Origin of the sequence: Candidatus Rhodobacter oscarellae (assembly GCF_001078595.1) — a bacterium.
In the GTDB taxonomy this organism is placed as follows: Bacteria; Pseudomonadota; Alphaproteobacteria; order Rhodobacterales; family Rhodobacteraceae; genus Rhodobacter_B; species Rhodobacter_B oscarellae.
This window is the reverse complement of sequence record NZ_LFTY01000002.1, coordinates 3,643,198-3,665,918: the sequence shown is the minus strand read 5'-3', so window position 1 is coordinate 3,665,918 and position 22,721 is coordinate 3,643,198. Positions and strand designations below refer to the sequence as shown.

General features: G+C 63.0%; 25 protein-coding genes. 13 read left to right on the top strand and 12 right to left on the bottom strand.

What is annotated here, in order from left to right; all coding sequences use genetic code 11:
• Positions 1–5: 5 nt before the first annotated feature.
• The 7 genes from AIOL_RS22310 to coxB form a co-directional block, all read right to left on the bottom strand.
• Positions 6–674 carry an SURF1 family protein gene (locus AIOL_RS22310; protein WP_049645007.1) on the bottom strand — a complete coding sequence of 223 codons (669 nt, stop codon included), beginning with the start codon at positions 672–674 and terminating at the stop codon, positions 6–8.
• Positions 671–1,135 carry a hypothetical protein gene (locus AIOL_RS22305; RefSeq protein WP_049645006.1) on the bottom strand — a complete coding sequence of 155 codons (465 nt, stop codon included), beginning with the start codon at positions 1,133–1,135 and terminating at the stop codon, positions 671–673. The genes AIOL_RS22310 and AIOL_RS22305 overlap by 4 nt, the downstream gene beginning before the upstream one ends.
• Positions 1,136–1,207: 72 nt before the next feature.
• The gene (locus AIOL_RS22300; RefSeq protein WP_049645005.1) at positions 1,208–2,026 is read right to left on the bottom strand and encodes a cytochrome c oxidase subunit 3; all 819 of its coding nucleotides are present in this window, start codon (positions 2,024–2,026) and stop codon (positions 1,208–1,210) included.
• A 1-nt stretch (position 2,027) separates the two neighbouring features.
• Entirely contained in the window at positions 2,028–2,636 is a 609-nt protein-coding gene (locus tag AIOL_RS22295) for a cytochrome c oxidase assembly protein (RefSeq protein ID WP_049645004.1), read from the bottom strand.
• Positions 2,633–2,824, bottom strand: coding sequence for a hypothetical protein (locus AIOL_RS22290; RefSeq protein ID WP_049645003.1), 192 nt, complete (start codon positions 2,822–2,824; stop codon positions 2,633–2,635). Before AIOL_RS22290 ends, AIOL_RS22295 begins: the two co-directional genes overlap by 4 nt.
• Positions 2,824–3,762: a heme o synthase gene (cyoE, locus tag AIOL_RS22285; RefSeq protein ID WP_049645002.1), complete on the bottom strand. Its 939-nt coding sequence runs from the start codon at positions 3,760–3,762 to the stop codon at positions 2,824–2,826. The genes AIOL_RS22290 and cyoE overlap by 1 nt, the downstream gene beginning before the upstream one ends.
• Positions 3,763–3,818: 56 nt before the next feature.
• On the bottom strand, positions 3,819–4,697 hold the full coding sequence (gene coxB, locus AIOL_RS22280) for a cytochrome c oxidase subunit II (protein ID WP_049645001.1): 879 nt from the start codon (positions 4,695–4,697) through the stop codon (positions 3,819–3,821).
• Positions 4,698–4,868: 171 nt separating this feature from the next.
• Here coxB and tldD point away from each other — a divergent pair, with 171 nt between their 5' ends.
• The 3 genes from tldD to topA all read left to right on the top strand — a co-directional run bounded on the left by tldD (position 4,869) and on the right by topA (position 10,312).
• On the top strand, positions 4,869–6,290 hold the full coding sequence (tldD, locus tag AIOL_RS22275) for a metalloprotease TldD (protein WP_049645000.1): 1,422 nt from the start codon (positions 4,869–4,871) through the stop codon (positions 6,288–6,290).
• 172 nt (positions 6,291–6,462) lie between these two features.
• The gene (gene dprA, locus AIOL_RS22270; RefSeq protein ID WP_082152737.1) at positions 6,463–7,611 is read left to right on the top strand and encodes a DNA-processing protein DprA; all 1,149 of its coding nucleotides are present in this window, start codon (positions 6,463–6,465) and stop codon (positions 7,609–7,611) included.
• 160 nt (positions 7,612–7,771) lie between these two features.
• Complete coding sequence (topA, locus tag AIOL_RS22265) at positions 7,772–10,312, top strand: type I DNA topoisomerase (RefSeq protein ID WP_049644998.1); 2,541 nt, start codon at positions 7,772–7,774, stop codon at positions 10,310–10,312.
• 77 nt (positions 10,313–10,389) lie between these two features.
• On the opposite strand, the gene AIOL_RS25620 is transcribed toward topA, so the two are convergent.
• Positions 10,390–10,536 carry a hypothetical protein gene (locus AIOL_RS25620; protein ID WP_160314549.1) on the bottom strand — a complete coding sequence of 49 codons (147 nt, stop codon included), beginning with the start codon at positions 10,534–10,536 and terminating at the stop codon, positions 10,390–10,392.
• 44 nt (positions 10,537–10,580) lie between these two features.
• The gene (locus AIOL_RS22260; RefSeq protein ID WP_049644997.1) at positions 10,581–10,829 is read right to left on the bottom strand and encodes a hypothetical protein; all 249 of its coding nucleotides are present in this window, start codon (positions 10,827–10,829) and stop codon (positions 10,581–10,583) included.
• 287 nt (positions 10,830–11,116) lie between these two features.
• On the opposite strand from AIOL_RS22260, the gene AIOL_RS22255 reads away from it, so the two are divergent.
• From AIOL_RS22255 to AIOL_RS22245, 3 genes are read left to right on the top strand one after another with little or no spacing between them, the layout of a single operon-like run.
• Positions 11,117–12,133, top strand: coding sequence for a lysylphosphatidylglycerol synthase transmembrane domain-containing protein (locus tag AIOL_RS22255; RefSeq protein ID WP_235439137.1), 1,017 nt, complete (start codon positions 11,117–11,119; stop codon positions 12,131–12,133).
• Positions 12,114–13,427 carry an FAD-binding oxidoreductase gene (locus tag AIOL_RS22250; protein ID WP_049644995.1) on the top strand — a complete coding sequence of 438 codons (1,314 nt, stop codon included), beginning with the start codon at positions 12,114–12,116 and terminating at the stop codon, positions 13,425–13,427. The genes AIOL_RS22255 and AIOL_RS22250 overlap by 20 nt, the downstream gene beginning before the upstream one ends.
• The gene (locus tag AIOL_RS22245) at positions 13,424–14,161 is read left to right on the top strand and encodes an SDR family NAD(P)-dependent oxidoreductase (protein ID WP_049644994.1); all 738 of its coding nucleotides are present in this window, start codon (positions 13,424–13,426) and stop codon (positions 14,159–14,161) included. Before AIOL_RS22250 ends, AIOL_RS22245 begins: the two co-directional genes overlap by 4 nt.
• Positions 14,162–14,378: 217 nt before the next feature.
• Here AIOL_RS22245 and AIOL_RS26040 read toward each other — a convergent pair whose 3' ends face one another.
• The 3 genes from AIOL_RS26040 to AIOL_RS22235 are packed head-to-tail and all read right to left on the bottom strand — an operon-like array spanning position 14,379 to position 16,625.
• On the bottom strand, positions 14,379–14,843 hold the full coding sequence (locus tag AIOL_RS26040; RefSeq protein ID WP_235439135.1) for a hypothetical protein: 465 nt from the start codon (positions 14,841–14,843) through the stop codon (positions 14,379–14,381).
• A complete protein-coding gene (locus tag AIOL_RS22240; protein ID WP_235439134.1) occupies positions 14,834–15,811 on the bottom strand; it encodes a UbiA family prenyltransferase in 978 nt (325 codons plus the stop codon). Before AIOL_RS22240 ends, AIOL_RS26040 begins: the two co-directional genes overlap by 10 nt.
• A 4-nt stretch (positions 15,812–15,815) precedes the next feature.
• Positions 15,816–16,625 carry a lytic transglycosylase domain-containing protein gene (locus AIOL_RS22235; protein ID WP_049644993.1) on the bottom strand — a complete coding sequence of 270 codons (810 nt, stop codon included), beginning with the start codon at positions 16,623–16,625 and terminating at the stop codon, positions 15,816–15,818.
• A 359-nt stretch (positions 16,626–16,984) separates the two neighbouring features.
• Between AIOL_RS22235 and AIOL_RS22230 the strand changes: the two genes are divergently transcribed.
• The 7 genes from AIOL_RS22230 to AIOL_RS22200 all read left to right on the top strand — a co-directional run bounded on the left by AIOL_RS22230 (position 16,985) and on the right by AIOL_RS22200 (position 22,707).
• Positions 16,985–17,173 (top strand): Flp family type IVb pilin, encoded by a 189-nt coding sequence (locus AIOL_RS22230; RefSeq protein ID WP_049644992.1) that lies wholly within the window; start codon positions 16,985–16,987, stop codon positions 17,171–17,173.
• 232 nt (positions 17,174–17,405) lie between these two features.
• The gene (locus AIOL_RS22225) at positions 17,406–17,594 is read left to right on the top strand and encodes a Flp family type IVb pilin (protein WP_049644991.1); all 189 of its coding nucleotides are present in this window, start codon (positions 17,406–17,408) and stop codon (positions 17,592–17,594) included.
• A gap of 202 nt (positions 17,595–17,796) precedes the next feature.
• Complete coding sequence (locus AIOL_RS22220) at positions 17,797–17,988, top strand: hypothetical protein (protein WP_053101338.1); 192 nt, start codon at positions 17,797–17,799, stop codon at positions 17,986–17,988.
• A gap of 93 nt (positions 17,989–18,081) precedes the next feature.
• Positions 18,082–18,933 carry a Flp pilus assembly protein CpaB gene (gene cpaB, locus AIOL_RS22215; protein ID WP_049644990.1) on the top strand — a complete coding sequence of 284 codons (852 nt, stop codon included), beginning with the start codon at positions 18,082–18,084 and terminating at the stop codon, positions 18,931–18,933.
• Positions 18,934–19,123: 190 nt separating this feature from the next.
• A complete protein-coding gene (locus AIOL_RS22210) occupies positions 19,124–20,527 on the top strand; it encodes a type II and III secretion system protein family protein (RefSeq protein ID WP_049644989.1) in 1,404 nt (467 codons plus the stop codon).
• A 5-nt stretch (positions 20,528–20,532) separates the two neighbouring features.
• Positions 20,533–21,195 carry an OmpA family protein gene (locus tag AIOL_RS22205; RefSeq protein WP_049645618.1) on the top strand — a complete coding sequence of 221 codons (663 nt, stop codon included), beginning with the start codon at positions 20,533–20,535 and terminating at the stop codon, positions 21,193–21,195.
• A 261-nt stretch (positions 21,196–21,456) separates the two neighbouring features.
• Positions 21,457–22,707 (top strand): AAA family ATPase, encoded by a 1,251-nt coding sequence (locus AIOL_RS22200; protein ID WP_049644988.1) that lies wholly within the window; start codon positions 21,457–21,459, stop codon positions 22,705–22,707.
• Positions 22,708–22,721 lie beyond the last annotated feature (14 nt).

Here is a 22,721-nt window from a genome sequence, read left to right as displayed (position 1 = left end):
CCAATTCAGGCGGTTCTTTGCCTGATACGCCAGAGCAGGAACGCTGTCATCCCCGCCCAGACGATCGCGAGCGAAAACCATGTGATCGCGTACTCCAAGTGGTCATTCGGGATGCCGGTGGCGCCCACGGGCATCGGCTCGGCGGCGTAACCTGCGGGCTCGATGCGCCGCGCGATGATCAAGACGGGCTCGGTCCCCAGCGCCGCCGCCATCGCGGGCACGTCCCGGGCGAACCAAAGGTTCATTTCGGTGTCCGGTTCGGGGGTGAACCCGTCCACCTCATCCGGCCAATGCAAGTTGCCGGTGACGGTGATCTCTTGCGGTGCGCCCGCATCGGCTTGCGCGTCGACGCTCAGAAAGCCACGATCCAGCAGCACTTTGCGGCCGTCGGTCTCAAACACGCTGATCATCCGGTACCCCGCGCCGCGACGCTTTGCGCTGGCCAGCACGCGCAGGCCGTCGGTGACGGTGCCCTCGGCGCGCACGGGAAGGTACGCGTGCTGTTGCGGGTTCGGCTGCGCGGGCAAGGCCACGGGCTGGGCCGCGATGCGGGCCGAGATGTCCGCCAAAACGCCCTCTTTCCAGGCCAGTCGCTGCACCTGCCAGACGCCCAGCGAGACCAGGATCGCCACGCCGCCCAGGCCAATGATCAAGGGGAAGAGGTAGCGTTTCATAGCAGATCCAAGCAATTCTCTTCGGCGGGAAAGCGCATCATCGCATGCAATTCCGCTAGGCTCTGAGCAGTGGCGAGTTGGGTGCGCACTTGCGCCTCCGACGCGGTGAACAGCCACCAATCCGCGCGCAGTTTGGCGCCGTTCTTGCGCGAGTACATCATGGCGTCAAGAACCATGGTACGGATGTCGTCGAGCGGCGCGTCCACTGGCTCAAACACGAAGCGCGCGGGCGTCGCCTGGCCGAGCCACAGCCGCAGCATGCAAAGCGGTCCAGGCCGCTGCGGGTGGATCGCCTCGATCCGATGCACCCTGCCCTCGGGATCCAGAAACAGCGCCACGCAGTTGCGCGCCAGGACACGTGACACCGGCGCGGTGACGGTCTTGAAGGCGCGGGTCGAGACGGGCGCCACCTGGTCGCCGACCGGGTCCACCATCAGCCAAATTTCAGCGCTCTTTGTCATCGCGTCAAACAATTAGGGCGCGGATCCGCCCCGCGCCCTAACCCTATTCAATGTTGCCATTCGCGCCTGCGATCAGCCGCCCCAGATGTAAACCGCGGCGAAGAGGAACAGCCACACGACGTCAACGAAGTGCCAGTACCAGGCCGCCGCCTCGAACCCGATGTGACGCTCGGGCGTGAAGTGGCCCGCATAGGCGCGCAGCAGGCAAACGAACAAGAAGATCGTACCGACCAGCACGTGGAACCCGTGGAAGCCCGTCGCCATAAAGAAGTTCGCGCCGTAGATATTGCCCGAGAACCCGAAGGCCGCGTGGCTATATTCGTAGGCCTGGAACGCGGTGAAGATCGCGCCCAGTGCGATGGCGATGATCAACCCGTTCACCAGGTCCTTGCGGTTGTTCTCATGCGCGATGGCGTGGTGCGCCCAGGTCGCGGCGCAGCCCGAGCAGAGCAGGATCAGCGTGTTGATCAGCGGCAGATGCCAAGGGTCGAAGGTCTCGATTCCCGCGGGCGGCCAGACGCCGTCCACCGCCGGGCTAATCCCGTCGGGGTGCATCGGGTACATGGCGTGCTTGAAGAAGCTCCAGAACCAGGCGGCAAAGAACATCACCTCGGACATGATGAACATCAAGAAGCCATAGCGCAGCCCGATGGCGACGACCGGCGTGTGGTCGCCCACATGCGACTCTTCCACCACCTCGGACCACCAGGCGAACATCACATAGAGCACCAGCGCCAGGCCGATGAAGAACACCCAGGGTTGGTTGTTTTGCGCGTTGGGCGAGACCCAAAGCACAAAGCCCAAGAGCATGATAAACCCACCCAATGAGCCGAGAAATGGCCAGATCGAGGGGTTCAGGATATGGTAGTCGTGGTTCTTTTCATGCGCCATGTCAGAGCGTTCCCTCGTCTTCCGTCGCGTTGATGGTTGTATCCAAGCCCGGCGCCGGGGTCAAAGCCGCCTGCGCATCGTCGGGCAATTCGATCTCGTGGAACGTGTAGCTGAGCGTGATGCTCGTCACGTATTTCGCGTCGCGGTCCTCGACCATTTCGGGGTCCACGTAAAAGCTGACCGGCATCAGCACGGTCTCGCCGGGCTGCAGCACCTGCTCCTCAAAGCAGAAGCAGTCGATCTTGGTAAAGAACCCGCCCGCCTCATAGGGGAACACGCCGTAGCTGGCGCTGCCCGCAACGGGGCGGCTGGTCGGGTTATGGGCCTCGTAGAAGGCCAAGCCCGTCTCGCCGATGCGGATCTCCATGGTGCGCTCGACGGGGCGGAACTCCCAGGGCATGCCGCGCTCTATCGAGGCATCAAAGCGCACCTTCACGGTGCGGTCCAAAACGTCGTCGCTGCCCATATCGGCCACGCTTGTGGTGCCGCCGAAGCCGGTGACGCGGCAGAACCAATCGTAAAAGGGCACCGAGGCCCAGGCGAGCCCGCCCATCAGCAGCACGACGCCAAGCGTCTGCGCCAGGGTCTTGTGTCGCCCTTGCAGTCTCACTCGCTCGCCTCCACCGCCAGGGCCGGGCGCGCGACATGGTCGAACCCCTCGATCGCGCCGCCAAGGGACGTGATCTTGACCACCGACAGCGCGAACATCAGCGCCACAAAGCCCAGCAGCGCCAGCCCAACACCGACATTGCGCGACTTGCGGCGCCCGTGGATCTCGTGCTCAGCCCGGATCGCCATCACCAGCCTCCCATCCCAAAGCTGCGCAGTGTGGCCTCGACCAAGAGCGCGCCGAAATGCAGGAAGAGATAAAGCAGCGAGAACTTGAACACCGATTTCTCGACCGCGTAGCCGTCCGCCTCTGCCGCGGCCTCCGGGCGGCGCCAGATGTCGAATGCGCCCTTTAGGAACCACGCGTTCATCAGCACCGCCGCGGCCAAGTAGACGGGGCCACCGACGCTGGTCAGCCCAAGCCCCAGCGCCACGGGCACAAGCAAAACGGTATAGGCAAGGATGTGGGTGCGCGTGGACTTGCGGCCATGGGTGACCGTCAGCATCGGCACCTTCGCCTCGTGGTAGTCGGACTTCATAAACAGCGCCAGCGCCCAGAAGTGCGGCGGCGTCCAGATGAAGATCAGCAGGAACATCAGCACCGATTCGACCGATACACCGCCGGTCGCAACCGCCCAGCCGATCATCGGGGGGAACGCCCCCGCCGCGCCGCCGATCACGATGTTCTGCGGCGTCCAGCGCTTGAGCCACATGGTGTAGACGACCGCGTAGAAGAAGATCGTGAAGGCCAGCAAGCCCGCCGACAGCAGGTTCGCCGCCAGGCCCAGCATCACGACGGCCAGGCCCGACAGGGCCAGGCCCACGGCCAAAGCCTCTTGCGCGCCGACGCGCCCCGAGGGCACGGGCCGCGACTGCGTGCGCTGCATGATCGCGTCGATATCGGCGTCCCACCACATGTTCAGGGCGCCCGAGGCCCCTGCCCCGATGGCGATGAACAGGATCGACGCCAGCCCGACGACCGGATGCACCGCTACCGGCGCCACCAGCAGCCCCACCAACGCGGTGAAGATCACCAGCGACATCACGCGCGGCTTCAAGAGGGCGAAGTAATCGCCGAACCCGGCCTCGCCCTCTGCCGCTTGCGTGTTGAGTGTTGCGTCGCTCATGTTCTTCCCAAGATCACACCAGGAGGATCGCCGCCCGCAGGGCGGCCACCCAAGTTTTACTCAGCCGCTGCCACGTCGACCGCGCGCGGGCGCTGGTCAATCGCAAATTCTTGCGCCGGACCGGCCAGCCAGGCCTCATACTGCTCCTGCGTCACCGCCTTCAGCGTGATCGGCATGTAAGCGTGGTCCTTGCCGCAAAGCTCGGAGCACTGGCCAAAGTAGATGCCTTCCATGCCCTCGTCGACATTGAACCACAGCTCGGCCAGGCGACCAGGAACGGCGTCCTGCTTCACCCCGAAGGCCGGGATCGTCCAGGAGTGGATCACGTCGGCGCCGGTCACCTGGATCACGATGGTCTTGCCGGTCGGCACAATGATGGCGTTGTCGGTGGCCAGCAGGAACTCGTCCTCGGCATAGCCCGCGTTCACGACGGCCTCTTTGCTGCCCAGCATAAAGGCCTCGAACTCAAGCCCCTCGTCCACGTATTCGTAGCCCCAGTACCACTGGTACCCGGTGGCCTTGATCACGATGTCGCCCTCTGGAATCTCCTGCTGCTTGAACAGCACGGGCAGCGAGAACGCCCCGATGAAGACCAGAATGATGATCGGGACGATGGTCCACACAACCTCGATGGTCGAGTGGTGGGTGAAGGTCGCGGGCGTTGGGTTGACGCGCCGGTTGTAGCGGAAAATCACGATGCCCAAGAGCGCCGTCACGAACAGCGTGATCGCCGTGATGATGATCAGCAGCATGTTATCGAGCCACACGATGTCGCGCATCAACTCGGTCGCGGCCGGCTGAAAGCCGATCTTGTCCGGGTTTGGCTTGCCGATGGACTCAAGCCCCTCAATGCCGTCCTGCGCAAGCGCAGCGGCGCCGAAGAGGCTGGTGACGAGGCTGGCCCAGAGGCCGGTGATGAAGGTCTTCAAACGCATGTCCACTTCCTGTTTGGCCAAGCGGTTAGCACCGCCGCGTTTACGGGTAGTTACGCGATACGCGGAATCCCGTTGTCAGCTTGGGCGTCAGAAACCATATTGTGATGCACGCCTCAAGCAATTCCATTGCGGCATTAGGCCGCTCATACCCGCCCGAAAGGTCCTAAACCCATGCCCGACGCCCCTTTTCGCCCTTTTGAGACGGCTCTGGACCAGGATCAGGCGCTTGCGCAGCTGCGCGCAGCGGTCGCAGGCGCCGACGATGGCGAACTGTTCTTAGAGCGCCGCCGCTCCGAGGTGATCTCGTTCGACGATGGGCGCGTGCGCACCGCCAGCTATGATGCGTCGGAGGGATTCGGCCTGCGCGCCGTGCGCGGTGAGACCGCCGGATACGCCCATTCCACCGAGATCAGTGAGGCGGCCTTGCGCCGCGCGGTCCAGACCGCCCGGCTTGCCGTGGGCGATGGCGGCGGCAGCCTGGCCGACGCCCCCATGGCCACGAACCAGCGGCTCTACACCGATGAGAACCCGATGGAAGGCGCTGCTTTTCCAGTGAAGATCGACACATTGCGCGAAATCGACGCCTTCGCGCGCGGCCTGGATGCACGCGTGGTTCAGGTATCCGCCACACTGGCCGCGTCCATCCAAGAGGTCGAGATTCTGCGCCCCGAGGGCACGCTGGTGCGCGACGTCCGCCCCATGACCCGGCTTAATGTCGCGGTCATCGTCGAGGAGAACGGCCGGCGCGAGACCGGCTCGATGGGCGGCGGCGGGCGAATCGGGCTCGACGGGCTGATCGCGCGCGACCACTGGCAGCGCGCCGCCCGCGAGGCCCTGCGAATCGCTCTGGTGAACCTTGAGGCCGTCCCCGCCCCCGCCGGCGAGATGGACGTGGCCCTGGGCGCCGGCTGGCCCGGCATCCTGCTGCACGAGGCCGTTGGCCACGGGCTCGAGGGCGACTTTAACCGCAAGAAGACCTCTGCCTTTGCCGAGCTGATGGGCCAGCGCGTGGCATCAAAGGGCGTCACCGTGCTGGATGACGGCACGATCCCGGATCGGCGCGGCTCGATCTCGGTGGACGACGAGGGCACGCCCTCGGGCAAGAACGTGCTGATCGAGGACGGCATCCTTGTGGGCTACATGCAGGACCGCCAGAACGCGCGCCTGATGGGCGTGCGGCCCACGGGCAACGGGCGGCGGCAGAGCCACGCCCATATCCCGATGCCGCGGATGACGAACACCTATATGCTGGGCGGCCAGGCGGATCCTGCGGATATCGTGGCCGAGCTGAAGGACGGGATCTACGCCGTGGGCTTTGGCGGCGGGCAGGTCGACATCACCAACGGCAAGTTCGTGTTCAGCTGCACCGAGGCCTACCGCGTGCAAAACGGCAAGATCGGCGCGCCGGTGAAGGGCGCCACGTTGATCGGGGACGGGCCCGCCGCGATGCGCCAGATAAAGGCCATCGGCAACGACATGGCGCTGGACCCCGGGATCGGGAATTGCGGCAAGCAGGGCCAGTGGGTCCCGGTTGGCGTCGGGCAGCCGACTCTGCTGATGGGCGGGCTCACGGTGGGCGGCTCGGCGGCCTAAACCCACCCGATTCTCGGGCGCTCGGGGTGCCCACACGCCAAAGGAGATGACGGTTCGAGAATTTTGTCATGCAATTTCATTGCGTTACAATTTTCTCTCAAGATTTCGGGGATGTTCATCTGCCGTTAACCTTTTCAGGCGCAATCTCAGCTTGCAAGTTGGCGGTACCAGGATGGCCAAGGTTTTACTCCCTTCACCCCACCCCCTCACCCCACCCCGAAGCGAGGAAGATTGGGTCACCTGGTTCCGCCTCTTGCGCTCGCGGCGTGTCGGCGCGACGACCTTCCACAGATTGTTGGCAGAGCATGGCAGCGCGGCCACCGCGCTTGCCTCCCTGCCAGAGGTCGCCAAGGCCGCGGGCGTCAAGGACTACACCTGCTGCCCGGAAACCGTCGCCACCGAGGAACTTAAGGCGGGGCGGATCGCCGGGGCCAGGCCAATCGCCTATGGCTCCGAACACTACCCCGCCGCTTTGTTGGATCTGCCGGACGCGCCGCCCATCCTATGGGCTATGGGCGACGTCGCACTGCTGCAAAAACCGATGATCGCCCTTGTCGGCGCGCGCAACGCCTCCAGCCTGGGCACGCGCATGGCCCGCGCATTGGCCGAGGGGCTGGGACGTGAGGGTCACGTCATCGTGTCGGGGCTGGCCCGCGGCATCGACACCTCGGCGCATATGTCCGCGCTGGAATCCGGGACCATCGCCGTGCTCGCCGGCGGCGTCGACGTGGTCTACCCGGCAGAGAACGCCGTTCTGGCGCAGGAGATCGCCGAGAAGGGCCTGCGCCTATCCGAGCAACCGATGGGCATGGCGCCGATGGCGCGGCACTTCCCCACGCGGAACCGCATCGTCTCTGGCCTGTCGCGCGGCGTGGTGGTCGTGGAGGCGGCGGCGAAATCCGGCAGCCTTATCACCGCCCGCAACGCGCTGGACCAGGGCCGAGAGGTTCTGGTCGTGCCCGGCCATCCGTTCGACGCGCGCGCCGCGGGCTGCAACATGCTGATCCGGGACGGCGCGACGCTGGTGCGCAACGCGCAGGACGTGATCGAGGCGCTGCACAGCCCTACTGGCCTACCGGTCGCGCAACCCAGCCCAGAACCCGCGCCGCCGCCAGAACCACCGCGCGAAGCGGTCTCGCTTAAGGAGGCCAACGCCCTTCATAATGAGATACTCAGCCGTCTCGGGCCGACCCCAATCGCAGAGGACCAATTGATCCGCGATATCAATGCCCCCGCCCAGACCGTGGCGCCGCAATTGGTGACCCTGGAACTCGAAGGCAAGATCCGCCGGCAGGCGGGCGGGATGCTGGCCTTGGCGTAGAAACCTCGGAACGGCATCGCAACAATGAGGTAGGCACACATTCTCCACCCCGTTCGGTTGGGGGTTGTCGCCTGGGCCGAAAACGGTGCATTGACAAATAACAAAGCGGCCCCACATTTTGCGCCGCTAAGAGCAGTAAGCCCGATCTGAAAGGACGTTCATGCCCGTCGTCGTGGTCGAATCACCCGCGAAAGCGAAGACAATTAACAAGTATCTGGGGAAGGACTACACGGTGCTTGCCAGCTACGGCCACGTGCGCGATCTTCCCCCAAAGGACGGCTCGGTTCTTCCCGACCAAAGCTTTGAAATGAAATGGGAAATCGGCGTTGACAGCCGCAAGCACGTCAAGGCCATCGCCGACGCGCTGAAGGACGATAACGCGCTGATTCTGGCCACGGACCCCGACCGCGAGGGCGAGGCGATCAGCTGGCACCTTGAGGAGGCGCTGCGCAAGCGCAAGGCGATCAAAAAGGACACGCCGGTCAGCCGCGTTGTGTTCAACGCGATCACCAAATCCGCCGTAACCGAGGCGATGCAGAACCCGCGCGACGTCGATGTCGACCTGGTCGAGGCCTATCTGGCGCGCCGCGCGCTGGACTATTTGGTGGGCTTCAACCTGTCGCCGGTGCTCTGGCGCAAGCTGCCCGGCGCGCGTTCCGCCGGTCGGGTGCAGTCTGTCTGCCTGCGCCTGATCGTCGAGCGCGAGATGGAGATCGAGGCCTTCAACGCCCAGGAATACTGGTCGGTGAAGGCGGTGCTTTCAACGCCGCGCGGTCAGGATTTTGAGGCCCGGCTGACCATGCTTGCGGGCGACAAGCTCGACAAAATGTCGATCACCAACGAGACTCAGGCCGAGCTGGCCGTGCAGGCGATCCAATCCCGCGACCTGACGGTGAATTCGGTCGAGGCAAAGCCCGCCGCCCGCAACCCTTCGCCGCCCTTCATGACCTCCACCTTGCAGCAGGAGGCCAGCCGCAAGTTCGGCTTTGGCGCGCGCCAGACGATGAGCACCGCGCAGCGGCTCTACGAGGCCGGGCACATCACCTATATGCGGACCGACGGCATCGACATGGCGCCCGAGGCGGTGCATGCCGCCCGCGACGCCATCAAGGATCGCTACGGCGCGGAATATGTGCCCTCCAGCCCGCGCATGTACAAAAACAAGGCCAAGAACGCGCAGGAGGCGCATGAATGCATCCGCCCCACCGACATGACCAAGTCGGCGGATAAGCTGCGGATCTCTGAGCCTGACCAGCGCAAGCTTTACGACCTGATCTGGAAGCGCACGCTCGCCAGCCAGATGGAGGCCGCACGGCTGGAGCGCACCACCGTAGATGTGGGCAGCGCCGACGGCCAGGTCGGCCTGCGCGCCACCGGTCAGGTGGTGCTTTTCGACGGCTTCATGCGTGTCTACGAAGAGGGCCGCGACGACCAGGTCATCGATGATGACGACAAGCGCCTGCCCGCGATCAACCAGGGCGAGCCCGCCGCCAAGCAATCCGTCACACCCGAGCAGCACTTCACCCAGCCGCCGCCGCGCTATACCGAGGCCACCCTGGTCAAGCGCATGGAAGAGCTGGGGATCGGACGCCCCTCGACCTATGCCTCAATCGTCACCACGATCCAGGACCGCGAATATGTCCGCAAGGACAAGAACCGCCTGTTTCCCGAGGATAAGGGCCGGATCGTCACGATCTTCCTGCTGAACTTCTTCCGCAAATATGTCGGCTACGAGTTCACCGCGAACCTGGAAGGCGAGCTGGACGACATCACCGCCGGAGAGCGTGAGTGGAAGGACGTGCTGGGCCGATTCTGGCGCGACTTCAAGGCGCAGATTGATGACACGACCGAGCTGCGGATCACCGAGGTGCTGGACAAGCTCGACGCTGCCCTGGCGCCACAGCTTTATCCGCCGCGCGAGGACGGGTCCGACCCGCGGGTCTGCCCCAAATGCGGCGTCGGACAGCTGCATCTAAAAACCTCGCGCACCGGCGGGTTCATCGGCTGCGGGAACTACCCGGAATGCAACTACACCCGCCCAATTGCTGGCGAAGGCGCCGATGACGCGGGCGACGTGATCCTGGGGACCGATGCGGGCGACGACATCCTGCTCAGGTCAGGGCGCTTTGGCCCCTATGTGCAACGCGGCGAGGCCACGCCCGAGAACAAAAAGCCCAAACGCTCCTCGCTGCCGCAGACCCGGCACGGGGGCTGGGACAAGGAAGCAACAACCTTGCCGCTTGCGGTCCAATTGCTCAGCCTGCCGCGCAATGTGGGCGAGCACCCCGAGGGCGGTCGCATCAGCGCCAATCTGGGGCGCTTTGGCCCCTACATCATGCACAAGCTTCCCGAGGCCGAGAAACCGACCTACGTGAATCTCAAGCAATGGACGGAGATGTTCGAGATTGGGATGAACCACGCGGTGGAGCTTCTGGCCGAGAAACGCGCCAATCCAGGGCGGCGCGGCGGTGCGGCGGCGGCCAAGCCGCTGCACGAGCTGGGCGAGCACCCCCAGCGCGGCGGGCCTGTGAACGTCATGGACGGCCGCTATGGCCCCTACGTGAAGTGGGAGAAGGTCAACGCCACCATCACGAAAGGCGTCGAGCCCGCGGATGTGACGATGGAAATGGCCCTAGAGTTGATCGCCGAGCGCGAGGCCAAGGGCGGCAAGAAACGCGCGACGAAAAAGAAAAGCGCCTAAGCCGGATCTCCATTGCCCAAATATTTTCGGGGGCCCACGATTGGGGCCCCCGGTTTGGTCGTGAGTGGTGGCGAGGTTTACTCGTCCTCTTTGCTCTCTGCGGCCAGCTGCAGGAAGATCGCGCGGGCCTTGTCGTTGTGGACCTGCTGGTCGGCGTTCATGGCCGAAGCGACGGTCGGAGCGGCGATCAACGCCACGAGGGCTGCAAATACGGTGGTTTTCATGGTTTCTTTCCTTTCTCTAAGTTTTGGTTAAGCAAGCGCGCGGCTTACTCGTTCTCTTTGCTCTCAGCGGCCAGAAGCGCAAAGATCTCGGCGGCGCGCTCGTTGTGGATGTCCTTGGACGAGAAGTTGATGCGCTCGTTGCCGAAGTAGGTTTTGCGATCGTTGGCGCTGTCTTCGCTGGCCTTCAGCATGACTTCGGTCTGCTGGGCAAGCGTCAGGCCAGAGGTGTCAGCGGCAAATGCGGAACCGGCAACGCCAAGGGCCAGGATCGAGGTGATAACAAGGGTTTTCATTTTAAGTCTCCATTTGGTTTGGTTTAGTTTAGGTTTCAGTTTGTCAGGCGGTGTCGCCTTCCATGGCATTGAAGTGGGGACGGGGTCGTGTAACATCAACGCACGGGTGCGTGAGATATCTGTGCGAAACGTGCAAATACGCACACAAGAGTCACACCACTTAACAAATCCACCGCTCTCGGCCATTCGGTTCGAGCAGGGATTCTCGCCCGCGTTTTCGTTGCCAAACTCGAAACAACTCCACAATTCTGCCGTAGTTTGTCTCTACACCAACGCTGGAAATGGCTATGAGCATCACGAACACACCACCTCGCGGCACGCAAAGGTCGTCGGATGGCGCCGGGCGCAGCCGGGATGTTCTGCTGCTTGGCGGCCTGTTTGGCTTTGTAATCATTGGGATAATTGGTCTCGCCGTGGCCACGGGCTGGGAGGAGACCCTGCAACAGTTCCGAAAGCTAACGCTTTGGCAGGTTCTGGCCCTGCTGGGCCTAAGCGTTGTGAACTACCTCTTCCGCGGCCTGCGCTGGCACCTGTTTGCCCGGCGGCTCGGGCTGGATCTTACCCTGGCCGCGAACCTGCGGCACTTTATTGGCGGGTTTGCGATGAGCGTCACGCCGGGCCGCGTGGGCGAGTTGGTGCGCATGCGGTGGATCGCGCGCGAGACAGGGTGGAGCTTTGAAAGAACCGCTCCGCTGGTCTTGATCGACCGCGCATCGGACCTAATCGCCATGGCGCTGATCCTGGCGCTTGCAATTGTGCTGTCAGCGGCGGGCATCGCGGGCGCTGTCCCGGTTGTGTTGATCGCGTTGATTGCGGCCTTTGTCGCGACGCGCCCGGCCCTGCTTTCGGGCCTCGCCACCGGGATGTACCGCCTGATCGGACGCTGGGGTCGGCTTTTTGCCAAGGTCCGGCGGGCGTCCGCCTCGCTGCAGGCCTTCACGCACCCTTGGGTCCTGTCCATCGCCGCCGTGCTGGGCCTCATCGGCTGGCTGGCGGAGGGCGTCGCCTTCTACGCGCTTTTGACCTGGATGGGGGCCGAGATCGGGCTCTGGGCCGCGGTTGCGATCTTTGTCTTTGCAACGCTCGCGGGCGGCATGACCGGCGCGCCCGGCGGCGTCGGCGGGGCCGAGGGCGCAATGATCGGGCTGCTACTGCTGGAGGGCGTGCCGCTAGAGATGTCGCTGCCCGCCACCTTGATCATAAGACTGACCACGCTTTGGTTCGCAATCGGGATCGGCCTATTGGTCTTCCCGCTGGCCGAGCGGCAATCGACACGAGGGGCACATGCGTTGGAAAGACGCTGAATACACCGGCTGGGGCCGGGTGCTGAAGGCCGAGGGGCAGCTTGCGCGCCCCGAGAAGCGCGCCGGCTTGACGGCGCTGCTTGCCGAGAAACAGGTGCCCGCCATTGGGAACTGTCGCTCCTATGGAGACGCCTGCTTGAATTCGGGCGGCAAGGCCGTGGATATGACGCGGCTGGATCGCTTCCTGGGCTTTGACGAGACCACCGGCGTGCTCAGCGTCGAGGCCGGTATCACCATTGGCGAGGTCGCGCGCGTGATGGCGCCCAAGGGCTGGCTGCCTGCGGTGATGCCCGGCACCGGCTTTGCCACGGTTGGCGGCGCGATCGCAAATGACGTGCACGGCAAGAACCATCACGGCGCGGGCACTTTTGGGCAGCACGTGGCGGGCTTCACCCTCGTGAACCACCAGGGCACCGCATATGTCACGCCGGACAGCGATCCGGATCTGTTCCGCGCGACCATGGGCGGGCTGGGGCAGACCGGGGTGATCATCAGCGCCGACCTGCAGCTTGCCCGCGCCAAAGGCGACATCGTGACGGTGACCGAGCGGCGCGCCGAGGATCTGGACGCCTTCCTGGCGCTCTTTGAGGCCTCCGATGCCACCTATAGCGTCGGCTGGATCGACGCTAAGGCCCAGGGGGACGACCTAGGGCGCGGCATCCTAGAGGAGGCCGAAACCGGCGCCGGGCTGATCCCCGCGCCCAAGCCGTCAAAATCCGTGCCGATGGACGCGCCAAGCTTCGCGCTCTCTTCGCCAGTGGTGAAGCTGTTTAACGCCGCCTATTACCGCCGCGTGCCCGCGCGGGGCCGCAGCGTGGTCAAGCCCATCGAGGAGTTCTTCTTTCCCCTCGACCGCATCCACGACTGGAACCGGCTTTATGGCAAGCGGGGCTTTCACCAGTTCCAATGCGTGGTGCCGACGGGTGAGACGGAGGCCCTGCGCGAAATGCTGGGGCGGATCTCTGACATGGGGATCGCCTCACCGCTTGCGGTGCTCAAGCGCCTCGGCGCGGGCCGCGCGGGCCATATGAGCTTTCCGATGGAGGGCTACACGCTGGCCGTGGACTTCCCCAACAAGGAAGGCGCGGCCCGGCTCATCAAACAACTCGAAGATATCACCGCCGAGGCGGGCGGGCGCATCTACTTGGCAAAGGACTCGCTGTCCTCGCGCCAACGCGTGCGCGCAATGTATCCAGAATTCCAGGCTTGGGCGGCACAGATCGCCAAGGCGGACCCAGAGGGCGACTTTGCCACCGATCTGGTGCGCCGGTTGGGCCTGAGGGAGGCATCATGAGCGAAACATGGATCATCCTGGGCGCCACCTCGACCATGGCGCGGGTCTTTGCGCGCGAATTGGCGGGGCGCGGCGATGGCGTGCTGCTGGCCGGGCGGGACATGGTCGAACTAGAGCTGTTGGCACAGGACTGCGCGCTGCGTGGCGCCCCTATCGCCGAGGCCATCGCCTTTGACGCACGCGACGCCGCAAGCTTTGCGCCCATTATCGACAGGGCAGCGCAGGCGGATGGCACGATCTCGGCGGCGGTGTTCGTGGGCTCTATGCCGGATCAATCCGACATTGACGCCGATCCCAGCCTCGTGGACGGCACTGTGATCGACAGCTTCACCGGGCCCGCGCGGTTCCTGCAAATGCTGGCGCCCCTGATGGAAGAGCGCGGCGCGGGCACCGTGGTGGGCATAAGCTCGGTCGCGGGGGATCGCGGGCGGCTGGCGAACTACGTCTACGGGGCGGCCAAGGCCGGGTTCTCGACCTACCTGTCGGGCCTGCGCAACCGCATGGGGCGCAAGGGGGTGCATGTTGTGACGGTCAAGCCCGGGCCGGTGGACACGGCGATGACCTGGGGCCTGGGCAAGATGCCGTTCATGACCACACCCGAGGCGGCGGTGACGGACATTCTCAAGGCGGTGCGCAAGCGGCGCAACGTGATTTACACGGCGGGCATCTGGCGCATTGTGATGGCGGTGATCCGATCGGTCCCGGAACCGATCTTCAAGAAGATGTCGATCTGAGGCACGGGCGGCCCAAGCGGGCGGGCCGCACTGGGGCGGATGGCCGCAGGCGCTCTCGTGTCAACGGATCGTTAAGAAAATCGCGCGACAGATAAATATGGGTGGGCACGGCCCCCGTGCGCGCCGCGGCTCCCACCCGGAGCTATGCTCCGGGGCGAATCACCAAGATTTCCTTAAATTCTCCAAAAAAACCCGGATGCCGCGCCAACGCGCCGCATCACCCGAACCACTGCTGCCAAAGACCGGCGGCGTAGAACATGGTCGCCAGCGTGATCATCATCAGGCCCAGCCCATGCTTGTCGCGCATTGCGAAGACAATCGGGTCATAATCCTGCTTGCCCGCATGCCCGAACCAGATCATCCGCACCATCCATAGCGACAGCGGAACCGCCGCAAGCCACAGCAACCACTGCGTGGGGTATAGGCTCTGCGCATGCACGCTGAAGCTATAGAACACAAAGACCGCCACCGCGGTCACACCGCTGACAATGGCCACGTTCAGCAAATCCCCACGATCCAGGCGCCCATAGCCGCGCCCGGGCAACCGGTTGTCGTCCTTGGCCAGCGTCACCTCGGTCAGCCGCTTCACGCAGCCCAGGCAATGGAAGGTCGGGAAGATGAACGCCAGCAAGAACGCCGTGACGGTCACATTCGCCGCCAGCGCGCCCGCGATCACCCGCAAAGTATAAAGTGTGGCCAGAATCGCGATGTCGATCCAGCGCTGCCGCTTAAGGCGCAGCGAATAGGCCAGCGACAGGACATATAGAACGCCACCAGCGCCATGAAACCGGTGCCAATGATCGCGCCGACGCCCAGCGCGAAGCAACTGAGGCCCAAAAACGCGAGCATCCCCACCTTGATGGGCACCGCTCCGCTGGCAAAGGGGCGCTTGTGCTTGCTTGCGTGCAGCCGGTCCGCCTCTAGGTCCAAAAGATCGTTGACGATGTAGATCGAAGAGGCCGCCGCCGAGAACGCCGCGATCCCCAGCAGCACCCAGGCCCAGCTGGCCGGGTCAAACGTATGCGCCGCGATCAGCGGCACAAAAAGCAGGACGTTCTTGACCCACTGATGCGGCCGCAGGGCGCGCATCAGGTCCCGATACGTCCATCCGCCCTCGATCTGTGTGATCTCTTTGCCCGCCTGACGCAGCCCCGCCACCTCCTTCGGCAGGTCGCCCACGACAACCGCGCCGCCGGCGTGATCCCAGATCGCGCGGTCCACGGGCTCGTTGCCGGCATAATCAAAGCCGCGCTCGCCATAGGCCGCGACCAACGCGCCCGCCTTGGCCGCGCCTTTGAGGTTGGCCTCGGGCGTGGAGGCGAAAACGCGCTCTGAAAGCTCGTGCTCCTTGGCCAGCTTCTCTACCAGCGCGCTGTCAGAGGCCGAGGCGAGCACGACCTCGCGCCCCGCGGCCTGCGCCTTGGCGACCATATCGGCGACGCCCGGATGCACCGGCATAAGGTCCGTGCGTAGATCCGCGATCTGGGCCAGCTTCTGCTTTAGGACCTGCCGTTCACCGAAATGCCGGGCGCAGCTGCGCAGCACTCCGGCGGGGTCTTTGCCCATGCCCGCCCAGAAGGATTCGTATAAAAGGTCCGTGCGCAAGAATGTGCCGTCCACATCCAGAACGAGCGGTCGGGTCTCACTCATTTAGTCAACTTCCCTGTAGTCCGAAGGCGCAGCCATCGGTGATCAGTTCGGGCGGGGTCTGGCACAGGCCGCGGGCCACCGACCAGGCGGCCAGAACCTTGGGCACATAGCCGCGCGTCTCGGCATAGGGCGGCACGCCCTCATAGCGGCGCACGGCGCCCTCCCCGGCGTTGTAGCCCGCCAGGACAAGGATCGGGTCGCTCTCGAATTCTTCCATCAGCCAGTTCAGATAGGCCACACCGGCCTTGATGTTCTGTGCGGGGTCGGTGCGGTCCTCGGCGCCAAAGCGGGCCGCGGTGTCGGGCATAAGCTGCATGACACCGGTGGCGCCAGCGCTGCTGACGGCGCCCGCGTCGCCTCCGGACTCGACCGCGATCACGGAAAGGACCAGCGCCGGCGAGACCTTTGTGCCGATCGTGCTGACCAGGATGCTGCTGTGATGGGTCTCGAGCATGCGTTGCAGATCGCTCAGGCGCGGCGTCGAAACGCCGGGGCCCTGATCAATCCTGCGCAGCGCGGTGTCCAGCCGCCCGGGACCAGAGGCAGATAGCGAGGGCGAAACCTCGGTCCAGAACCACTCATAGGCGGTTGCGACCGTGGCATCCGTGTTGGCCTCTTCGCTGGGCTCGGCCTCGCTGGAGGGGGCCTCGGGCTCAATCTGAACAGTGATGCGCGGCCCCGATCCGCCCGTTGGCACGGTCACGCGCTTAAAGGTGAATTCGGGGAAGGGCTTGGGGCCATCAGCAAAACTAGGCACAGCAATAGTGAGCCCCGCCACGACGACGATAATTGTCCGCGCGAATGTCCACCGCATTGGGGGATCCTAGCTGCTCGTTTTTGTTCTTCCGAGTATGATTGCAGATTCAGGTTATTTTTTCTAGTTGTCTTGCCGTTTTGCGCCTTAGATTCACGCGCTAATTGTGACAAATCTGGCGAGGCGCGCCCTTAAGAAAAGCCCCCATTCCCTTATTAATTTATGTGGATCAAATGGTTACATCTTATTGGTCGATGCCGCGAAGAGTTACCGAAATTGTACCATAGTCGCCCAATTCTCGCCCAAATAAAAAACGATGCTTCAAACATGCCGATGCGGGCATTGGGATGTGAGAGACCCCAGCGCTTGTGGCGGTGAACCGGCGCAAGCGTCATAAAAAAACTGAACGGAGAGAGAGAATGTTAAACTTGATCAACACCTTCGCACGCGACGAAGACGGTGCGGTTACTGTAGACTGGGTCGTGCTGACCGCTGCTATCGTGGGCCTCGGCATCGCCGTGCTGACCACTGTGGGCGGCGCCACTGACGAATACGCTGACGAGATCGGCGATCACCTGGACTCGCTGGGCATCAAGACCACTTACTAAAGCGTCCAGCTTTGAGCGAAACACAAACGGGCCGCATCTTTGGAACAGGATGCGGCCCGTTTCTTTTGGGATGAACGTTAGAAATTTAAGAGTATTTGCTGCGAAATTGTACGAAGGGCGCCGCATTCGTGCCACCTTCCTCCGCCATTTCCTCCCTTGCCAGACCCGTTGAGGCGTTGCCCTCGGCGCATGGCTGCCACTGCGACGAGGTCGCACTTAACGGAGAGAGAGAATGTTCAACTTGATCAACACCTTCGCACGCGACGAAGACGGTGCGGTTACCGTAGACTGGGTCGTGCTGACCGCTGCTATCGTGGGCCTCGGCATCGCCGTGCTGACCACTGTGGGCGGCGCCACTGACGAATACGCTGACGAGATCGGCGATCACCTGGACTCGCTGGGCATCAAGACCACTTACTAAGGTCCAGCTTTTCCAGCAAGAATTGGGTCGCGCCCTTGATGGGCCGCGGCCCTTTTCGTTGGGCGCATGCGCAATTCGCCTCAAGAATCGTTAAAATCCGCCAAAAAAAATCTCGTTGTCCATCATTTCGCCACAATGCTCTCGCAAAACCAGCGCGAGGGCGTGCGATTAAAAGCCAGTATGCGAATTGAATGACAGAGGAATGTCCGGGATGCGTAGCTTTAGAAAGTTCAAGAACGATGAAGGTGGCGCGATCACTGTGGATTGGGTGGTTCTGACCGCCGCAATCCTGGGCGTGCTGCTTGGAGCTCTGACCACCTTCAATCAAGGGGTGACGACGCATGCCGAGCTTGCCAGCACTACGATCGAAGGCAACGACATACCGACGTACTAAGGAATGGCCGACCGCTCCTGTTAAGAGCCGCGGCGACCTGATTGAGAAATGCGCGGGCCCCAGCGTCCGCGTTTACCCAAGGAAGGACGAAACATGAGACTGGTTTTTGGATTGGTTCTGGTGATCGGGGTCGGCCTGGCCAGTTTTGCCGTCTACATGGCGAAGGACTACATCAGCGCCTATCAGGCTGAGCTGGCCCGCGAGCGTGCCGCCCGCGAAGCCATTGTGCCGACGGTGGACGTTGTCGTTGTGAGCAACCCCCTGCGCTACGGTCAGGCGATCACCGACGCAGACGTGCGCGTCGTGAAGTGGCCCGAGAACGCCATCCCCGAGGGCACCTTTACCTCTCTCGAGGAGGTCTTCCCTTTCGGAGCGGATAAGCCGCGCAAGGCCATCCGCGCCGTCGAGAAGGACGAGGCCCTCATGGCGGTCAAGGTGACAGAGCCCGGACAAGACGCCGGCGTGTCCTCGCGCTTGACCAAGGGAATGCGCGCCTTCGCGATCCGCGTCGACGTCTCAACCGGCGTGTCGGGCTTTTTGCGCCCCGGTGACCGCGTGGATGTGTACTGGACCGGCGCCGTCCAGCAAGAGCGCAACCGCGGCGGCGACGTCACCCAGTTGATCCAGAGCGGCATCAAGCTGATCGCGATTGACCAGATTGCCGACCAGGACAAGTCGAACCCCACCATCGCCCGCACCGTCACGGTCGAGGCCAGCCCCCAGCAGGTGGCGGCGCTCGCGCAGGCCCAGGCCACCGGCAGCTTGTCGCTGTCGCTACTGGGCGCCGAGGATGACGCGTTCAAAGGCGACGTGGTGGTCAATCAGAACGGATTGCTTGGCATCGTTGAGGAACAGGTGGTCGAAGTAGAGGCCAAAAGGGTGTGTACGATCCGTACAAGACGCGGCTCCGAGATCATCGAGACGCCGATCCCCTGTACCAACTGATAGTGTGAACAGTGCGGGCGGGCCCCAGGTGTTGGGGCCCGCTTTCTTTTTGGTCCATTCTGTTGCTGGTTATCCACATAAATTCCCGGCCCCAAGCCACTGATTCTTGAAAATAAAGTAAAACTAGGCCATTGTGACCTCAGGCTGGCGACTTAGACTGGCTTTAACGTGGTCATAGAGGCAGGATCACATGATTATTGTAAGAATCCTAGGAGCAGCGCTCCTTGGGTTGTCGGTTTTGCTGGTGTCCGCACCGGCCCCGGAAGCCCAGAACCTACGAGTCGTAAAGGGCGGAACGTCTCGCGACCTGCAAGTGGCCATGAACCGCGCAGTTGTCGTCGAGAGCGAAACTCCTTTTGCGGAGCTCTCGATCGCGAACCCCGCAATCGCAGATATCTCCACCCTTTCGGATCGCTCGATCTACGTGCTCGGCAAGACGCCGGGGCGCACGACGCTGACCCTTCTCGGGCCAGATGGCAGCCTAATCGCGAATATCGAGGTGCAGGTCTCGTCCGACATCGCCGAGTTCAAAGAGCGGCTGCAGCAGGTCCTACCGGGCGAGCATATAGAGGTGCGCACGGCAAATGACGGGATCGTCCTGTCGGGCGTCGTGTCATCCACCGCGCGGCTTAGTCGCGCACTGGACCTGGCCGAGCGCTACGCGCCAGAGCGGGTCTCGAACCTAATGACCGTCGGCGGCACCCAGCAGGTGATGCTCAAGGTGCGCTTCGCCGAGATGGAGCGCACTGTCAGCAAGCAGCTCAGCAGCTCCTTAACGGCTGTCGGCGGGGTCGATGTCGGCATCGCCAGCGAAACAGGCACCTGGCTTGATGGCAACAACGCGATTGGCAACGACATCGAAGTGACGCCCGGATCCGAGGGCGCCATCGCTCTGGGCTTTACGGCGGGCAGCGTACAGTTCGGTATCTTGCTGGAAGCGTTGGAATCCAACGGGGTCGTGCGCACGCTCGCCGAACCAAACCTGACAGCCCTTTCGGGCCAAGAGGCAAAGTTCCTGGCGGGGGGCGAATATCCAATCCCGGTCGTCGACAACGAAGGCAATGTGGCCATCGAGTACAAACCCTTTGGCGTCGAGCTGACCTTCACGCCACGGGTCGTCGACAAGGACATTATTAATCTCCAGCTCACCGCCGCGGTTTCTGCAATTGACCCCAGCGTGACGGTTCAGACCTCTGGCATAGCGGTCAACGCCTTCCGTCGCCGCGAGAGCTCGACGGTGGTAGAGATGCGCGACGGCGAGAGCTTTGCCATCGCTGGCTTGATTGAGGACGAGTTTCAGGATCTCAAGGGGCAGGTGCCCTGGCTTGGCGACATCCCGATCTTGGGCACGCTTTTCCGCAGCACCAGCTTCCAGCGCAACCAAAGCGAGCTGGTGATCATCGTGACGCCGCATCTTGTGACGCCGGTGCGCAGCGAGGCCCTGGCCTTGCCAACCGACCGGATCACGCCGCCAACCGAATCCGAGCTGTTCTGGCACGGCAAGACGATCGGCGGAAAGCCTCGCCAGAGCGGTGCGGCCGGCGAGGTCGCCAAGCAGGACTTCACCGGTTCCTACGGCTATGTGATGGAGTGATCGAGATGGGACTTCGGAAAGTAACACTGTTCGCGGCCGTTGGACTGGCCACCCTGGCCGCCTGCGGCAATAACGAGAACTGGCATAAAGAGGCCGGATCCTTCTACACGTCGCGGGGGTCCTTCGGCGAGGCCACGGCCCTTAACATTGCCTATCAAACCGGCGAACGCTCGTTCGTGGTCGATCTCAACAACCGCTTCAGCCAAGAGGTGCTGACCACGGTGAACTTCGCGTTCAATTCGGCGCAGCTGGATGAGGCCGCGCGGGACATCCTGCGGGTGCAGGCGCAATGGATCAAGCAGTTCCCCGAGATCCGGTTCAAGGTCTATGGCCACACAGACGCCGTGGGCAGCCGCGGCTACAATAAACAGTTGGGCAAGCGCCGCGCCCACGCGGTCGTCAACTTCCTCACCACCCAGGGCATCCATCGTTCGCGCCTCGTTGCGGCGATCAGCTTTGGCGAGGATCAGCCGCTTATCGTGACCCAGGGCCGCGAGCGGTTGAACCGCCGCACCGTGACCGAGGTGACCGGGTTCATGTCGAACAATCCCGCCACGCTGGACGGCAAATATGCCGAGATCATTATGCGTGAGTACATCGAAAGCGCGACAGAGCAGCCCCCCAACACCGAAAGCGGTCTGGAGTCGATTTCTGGGCAGAGCGAATAACGTCAAAGCTCCAAGAAAACATCGAAAAGCCCGGCCAGACGCGCCGGGCTTTTTTATTTGTAAGCGCATCAAAAGCGCATCAACAATGAATCTCTGACCCGCTCTCTGTTCGAAATACCGAACAATTACGATCTTTTGGCCGCAATCTCGCCCAACTTCCCCGCCAGTGTGAATTCTCGAGACAAGTGCGTTTGGTTGAATACTGGACGCGCGGCTTAAGGCCCCGGCCGATGGTCGCTAGGGTGAGAAGGACGTAGGGAAATGAGCAGCAGTCCGGCATTAAAGCCAGAAGCGGACCCCATACTCGCCTGCACCGTCGCGCGCGACGTGCAGAAGTTCGATCTTTTGATCGAAGACATGGAGAACGAACTGGGCGAGGCCTGGGGCGATCTCAGCTTTCAGGACGCCCGGCTGTTTTTCACGCAACCAGAAGCGCAGCACCTTCAATTCGTAGCCATCGCCATCGACGAGGAGGACGAGGTCAACCTCGCCATGATCGCGGATCTGATTGATACCGCCAATGCAAATGACCTTAAGGTGATTCTGATCGCCGAAGAGGTCAGCCCCATCGCGCTGCACCAGTTGCTGCGCCTGGGCGCCAAAGAATTCGCCCCCTACCCGCTACCCGAAGGTGCGCTGCATGACGCGGTGGAACGCCTGCGCAAGGCCGATGCCGTTCCAGAGTTTGACCCGAAAACCGCCGAGAGCGCCGCGCCCAAGACGGGCGGTGGATCGCGTGATGGCGTGATCGTCACGATCCATGGGCTTGCGGGCGGCGTGGGGGCCACAACGATGGCGGTGAACCTGGCTTGGGAGCTCGCCAATCTCGACAAGAAGAACCCGCCCAAAGTGTGCCTGCTGGATCTCGACCTGCAATTCGGCTCGGTTGCGACATTCCTGGACCTGCCGCGCCGCGAAGCCGTTTACGAACTTCTGTCGGACACGGAATCGATGGACAATGACAGCTTCATGCAGTCCCTTGTCAGCTTCAACGACAAGATCAGCGTGCTGACGGCCCCCTCCGAAATCCTGCCCTTGGATATCCTGGGGCCGGACGACATCGAGCGCCTGCTGAGTATCGCAAGCAGCAACTTCGACTACATCGTCGTCGATATGCCAACCACGATTGTGCAATGGACCGAGGCCGTTCTTAGCCAAAGCCATGTTTACCTGGCGCCGCTAGAGCTGGACATGCGGTCCGCGCAGAACACGCTTCGGATGGTGCGGGGCCTCAAATCAGAGGACCTGCCCTTCGAGAAGCTGCGTTACGTGATGAACCGCGCCCCCAAATTCACCGATCTTTCGGGCAAGAGCCGCGTCAAGCGCATGGCCGAAAGCCTGGATATCGAGATCGAGCTGATGATGCCCGACGGGGGCAAGCAGATCGTGCAGTCCTGCGACCACGGGCTGCCTTTGTCGGAAACCGCCGCAAAGAATCCGCTGCGCAGGGAACTGCAGAAGCTGGCGAGCTCAATCCACAAGCACAATCTCGAAACCGCCGCTGCCCAATAGAGCTAAAGCTTAGA

Coding starts and splice junctions, on each gene's coding strand:
- coxB (WP_049645001.1), bottom strand. CDS start 4,697: ATGCGTTTGAAGACCTTCATCACCGGCCTCTGGGCCAGCCTCGTCACC.
- AIOL_RS22200 (WP_049644988.1), top strand. CDS start 21,457: ATGAGCAGCAGTCCGGCATTAAAGCCAGAAGCGGACCCCATACTCGCC.
- dprA (WP_082152737.1), top strand. CDS start 6,463: ATGGCCAAGGTTTTACTCCCTTCACCCCACCCCCTCACCCCACCCCGA.
- AIOL_RS22290 (WP_049645003.1), bottom strand. CDS start 2,824: ATGGCGATCCGGGCTGAGCACGAGATCCACGGGCGCCGCAAGTCGCGC.
- AIOL_RS25620 (WP_160314549.1), bottom strand. CDS start 10,536: ATGAAAACCACCGTATTTGCAGCCCTCGTGGCGTTGATCGCCGCTCCG.
- AIOL_RS22245 (WP_049644994.1), top strand. CDS start 13,424: ATGAGCGAAACATGGATCATCCTGGGCGCCACCTCGACCATGGCGCGG.
- tldD (WP_049645000.1), top strand. CDS start 4,869: ATGCCCGACGCCCCTTTTCGCCCTTTTGAGACGGCTCTGGACCAGGAT.
- cyoE (WP_049645002.1), bottom strand. CDS start 3,762: ATGAGCGACGCAACACTCAACACGCAAGCGGCAGAGGGCGAGGCCGGG.
- topA (WP_049644998.1), top strand. CDS start 7,772: ATGCCCGTCGTCGTGGTCGAATCACCCGCGAAAGCGAAGACAATTAAC.
- AIOL_RS22240 (WP_235439134.1), bottom strand. CDS start 15,811: ATGAGTGAGACCCGACCGCTCGTTCTGGATGTGGACGGCACATTCTTG.
- AIOL_RS22310 (WP_049645007.1), bottom strand. CDS start 674: ATGAAACGCTACCTCTTCCCCTTGATCATTGGCCTGGGCGGCGTGGCG.
- AIOL_RS22220 (WP_053101338.1), top strand. CDS start 17,797: ATGTCCGGGATGCGTAGCTTTAGAAAGTTCAAGAACGATGAAGGTGGC.
- AIOL_RS22255 (WP_235439137.1), top strand. CDS start 11,117: ATGAGCATCACGAACACACCACCTCGCGGCACGCAAAGGTCGTCGGAT.
- AIOL_RS22230 (WP_049644992.1), top strand. CDS start 16,985: ATGTTAAACTTGATCAACACCTTCGCACGCGACGAAGACGGTGCGGTT.
- AIOL_RS22210 (WP_049644989.1), top strand. CDS start 19,124: ATGATTATTGTAAGAATCCTAGGAGCAGCGCTCCTTGGGTTGTCGGTT.
- AIOL_RS22250 (WP_049644995.1), top strand. CDS start 12,114: ATGCGTTGGAAAGACGCTGAATACACCGGCTGGGGCCGGGTGCTGAAG.
- AIOL_RS22300 (WP_049645005.1), bottom strand. CDS start 2,026: ATGGCGCATGAAAAGAACCACGACTACCATATCCTGAACCCCTCGATC.
- cpaB (WP_049644990.1), top strand. CDS start 18,082: ATGAGACTGGTTTTTGGATTGGTTCTGGTGATCGGGGTCGGCCTGGCC.
- AIOL_RS22235 (WP_049644993.1), bottom strand. CDS start 16,625: ATGCGGTGGACATTCGCGCGGACAATTATCGTCGTCGTGGCGGGGCTC.
- AIOL_RS22205 (WP_049645618.1), top strand. CDS start 20,533: ATGGGACTTCGGAAAGTAACACTGTTCGCGGCCGTTGGACTGGCCACC.
- AIOL_RS22305 (WP_049645006.1), bottom strand. CDS start 1,135: ATGACAAAGAGCGCTGAAATTTGGCTGATGGTGGACCCGGTCGGCGAC.
- AIOL_RS22225 (WP_049644991.1), top strand. CDS start 17,406: ATGTTCAACTTGATCAACACCTTCGCACGCGACGAAGACGGTGCGGTT.
- AIOL_RS22260 (WP_049644997.1), bottom strand. CDS start 10,829: ATGAAAACCCTTGTTATCACCTCGATCCTGGCCCTTGGCGTTGCCGGT.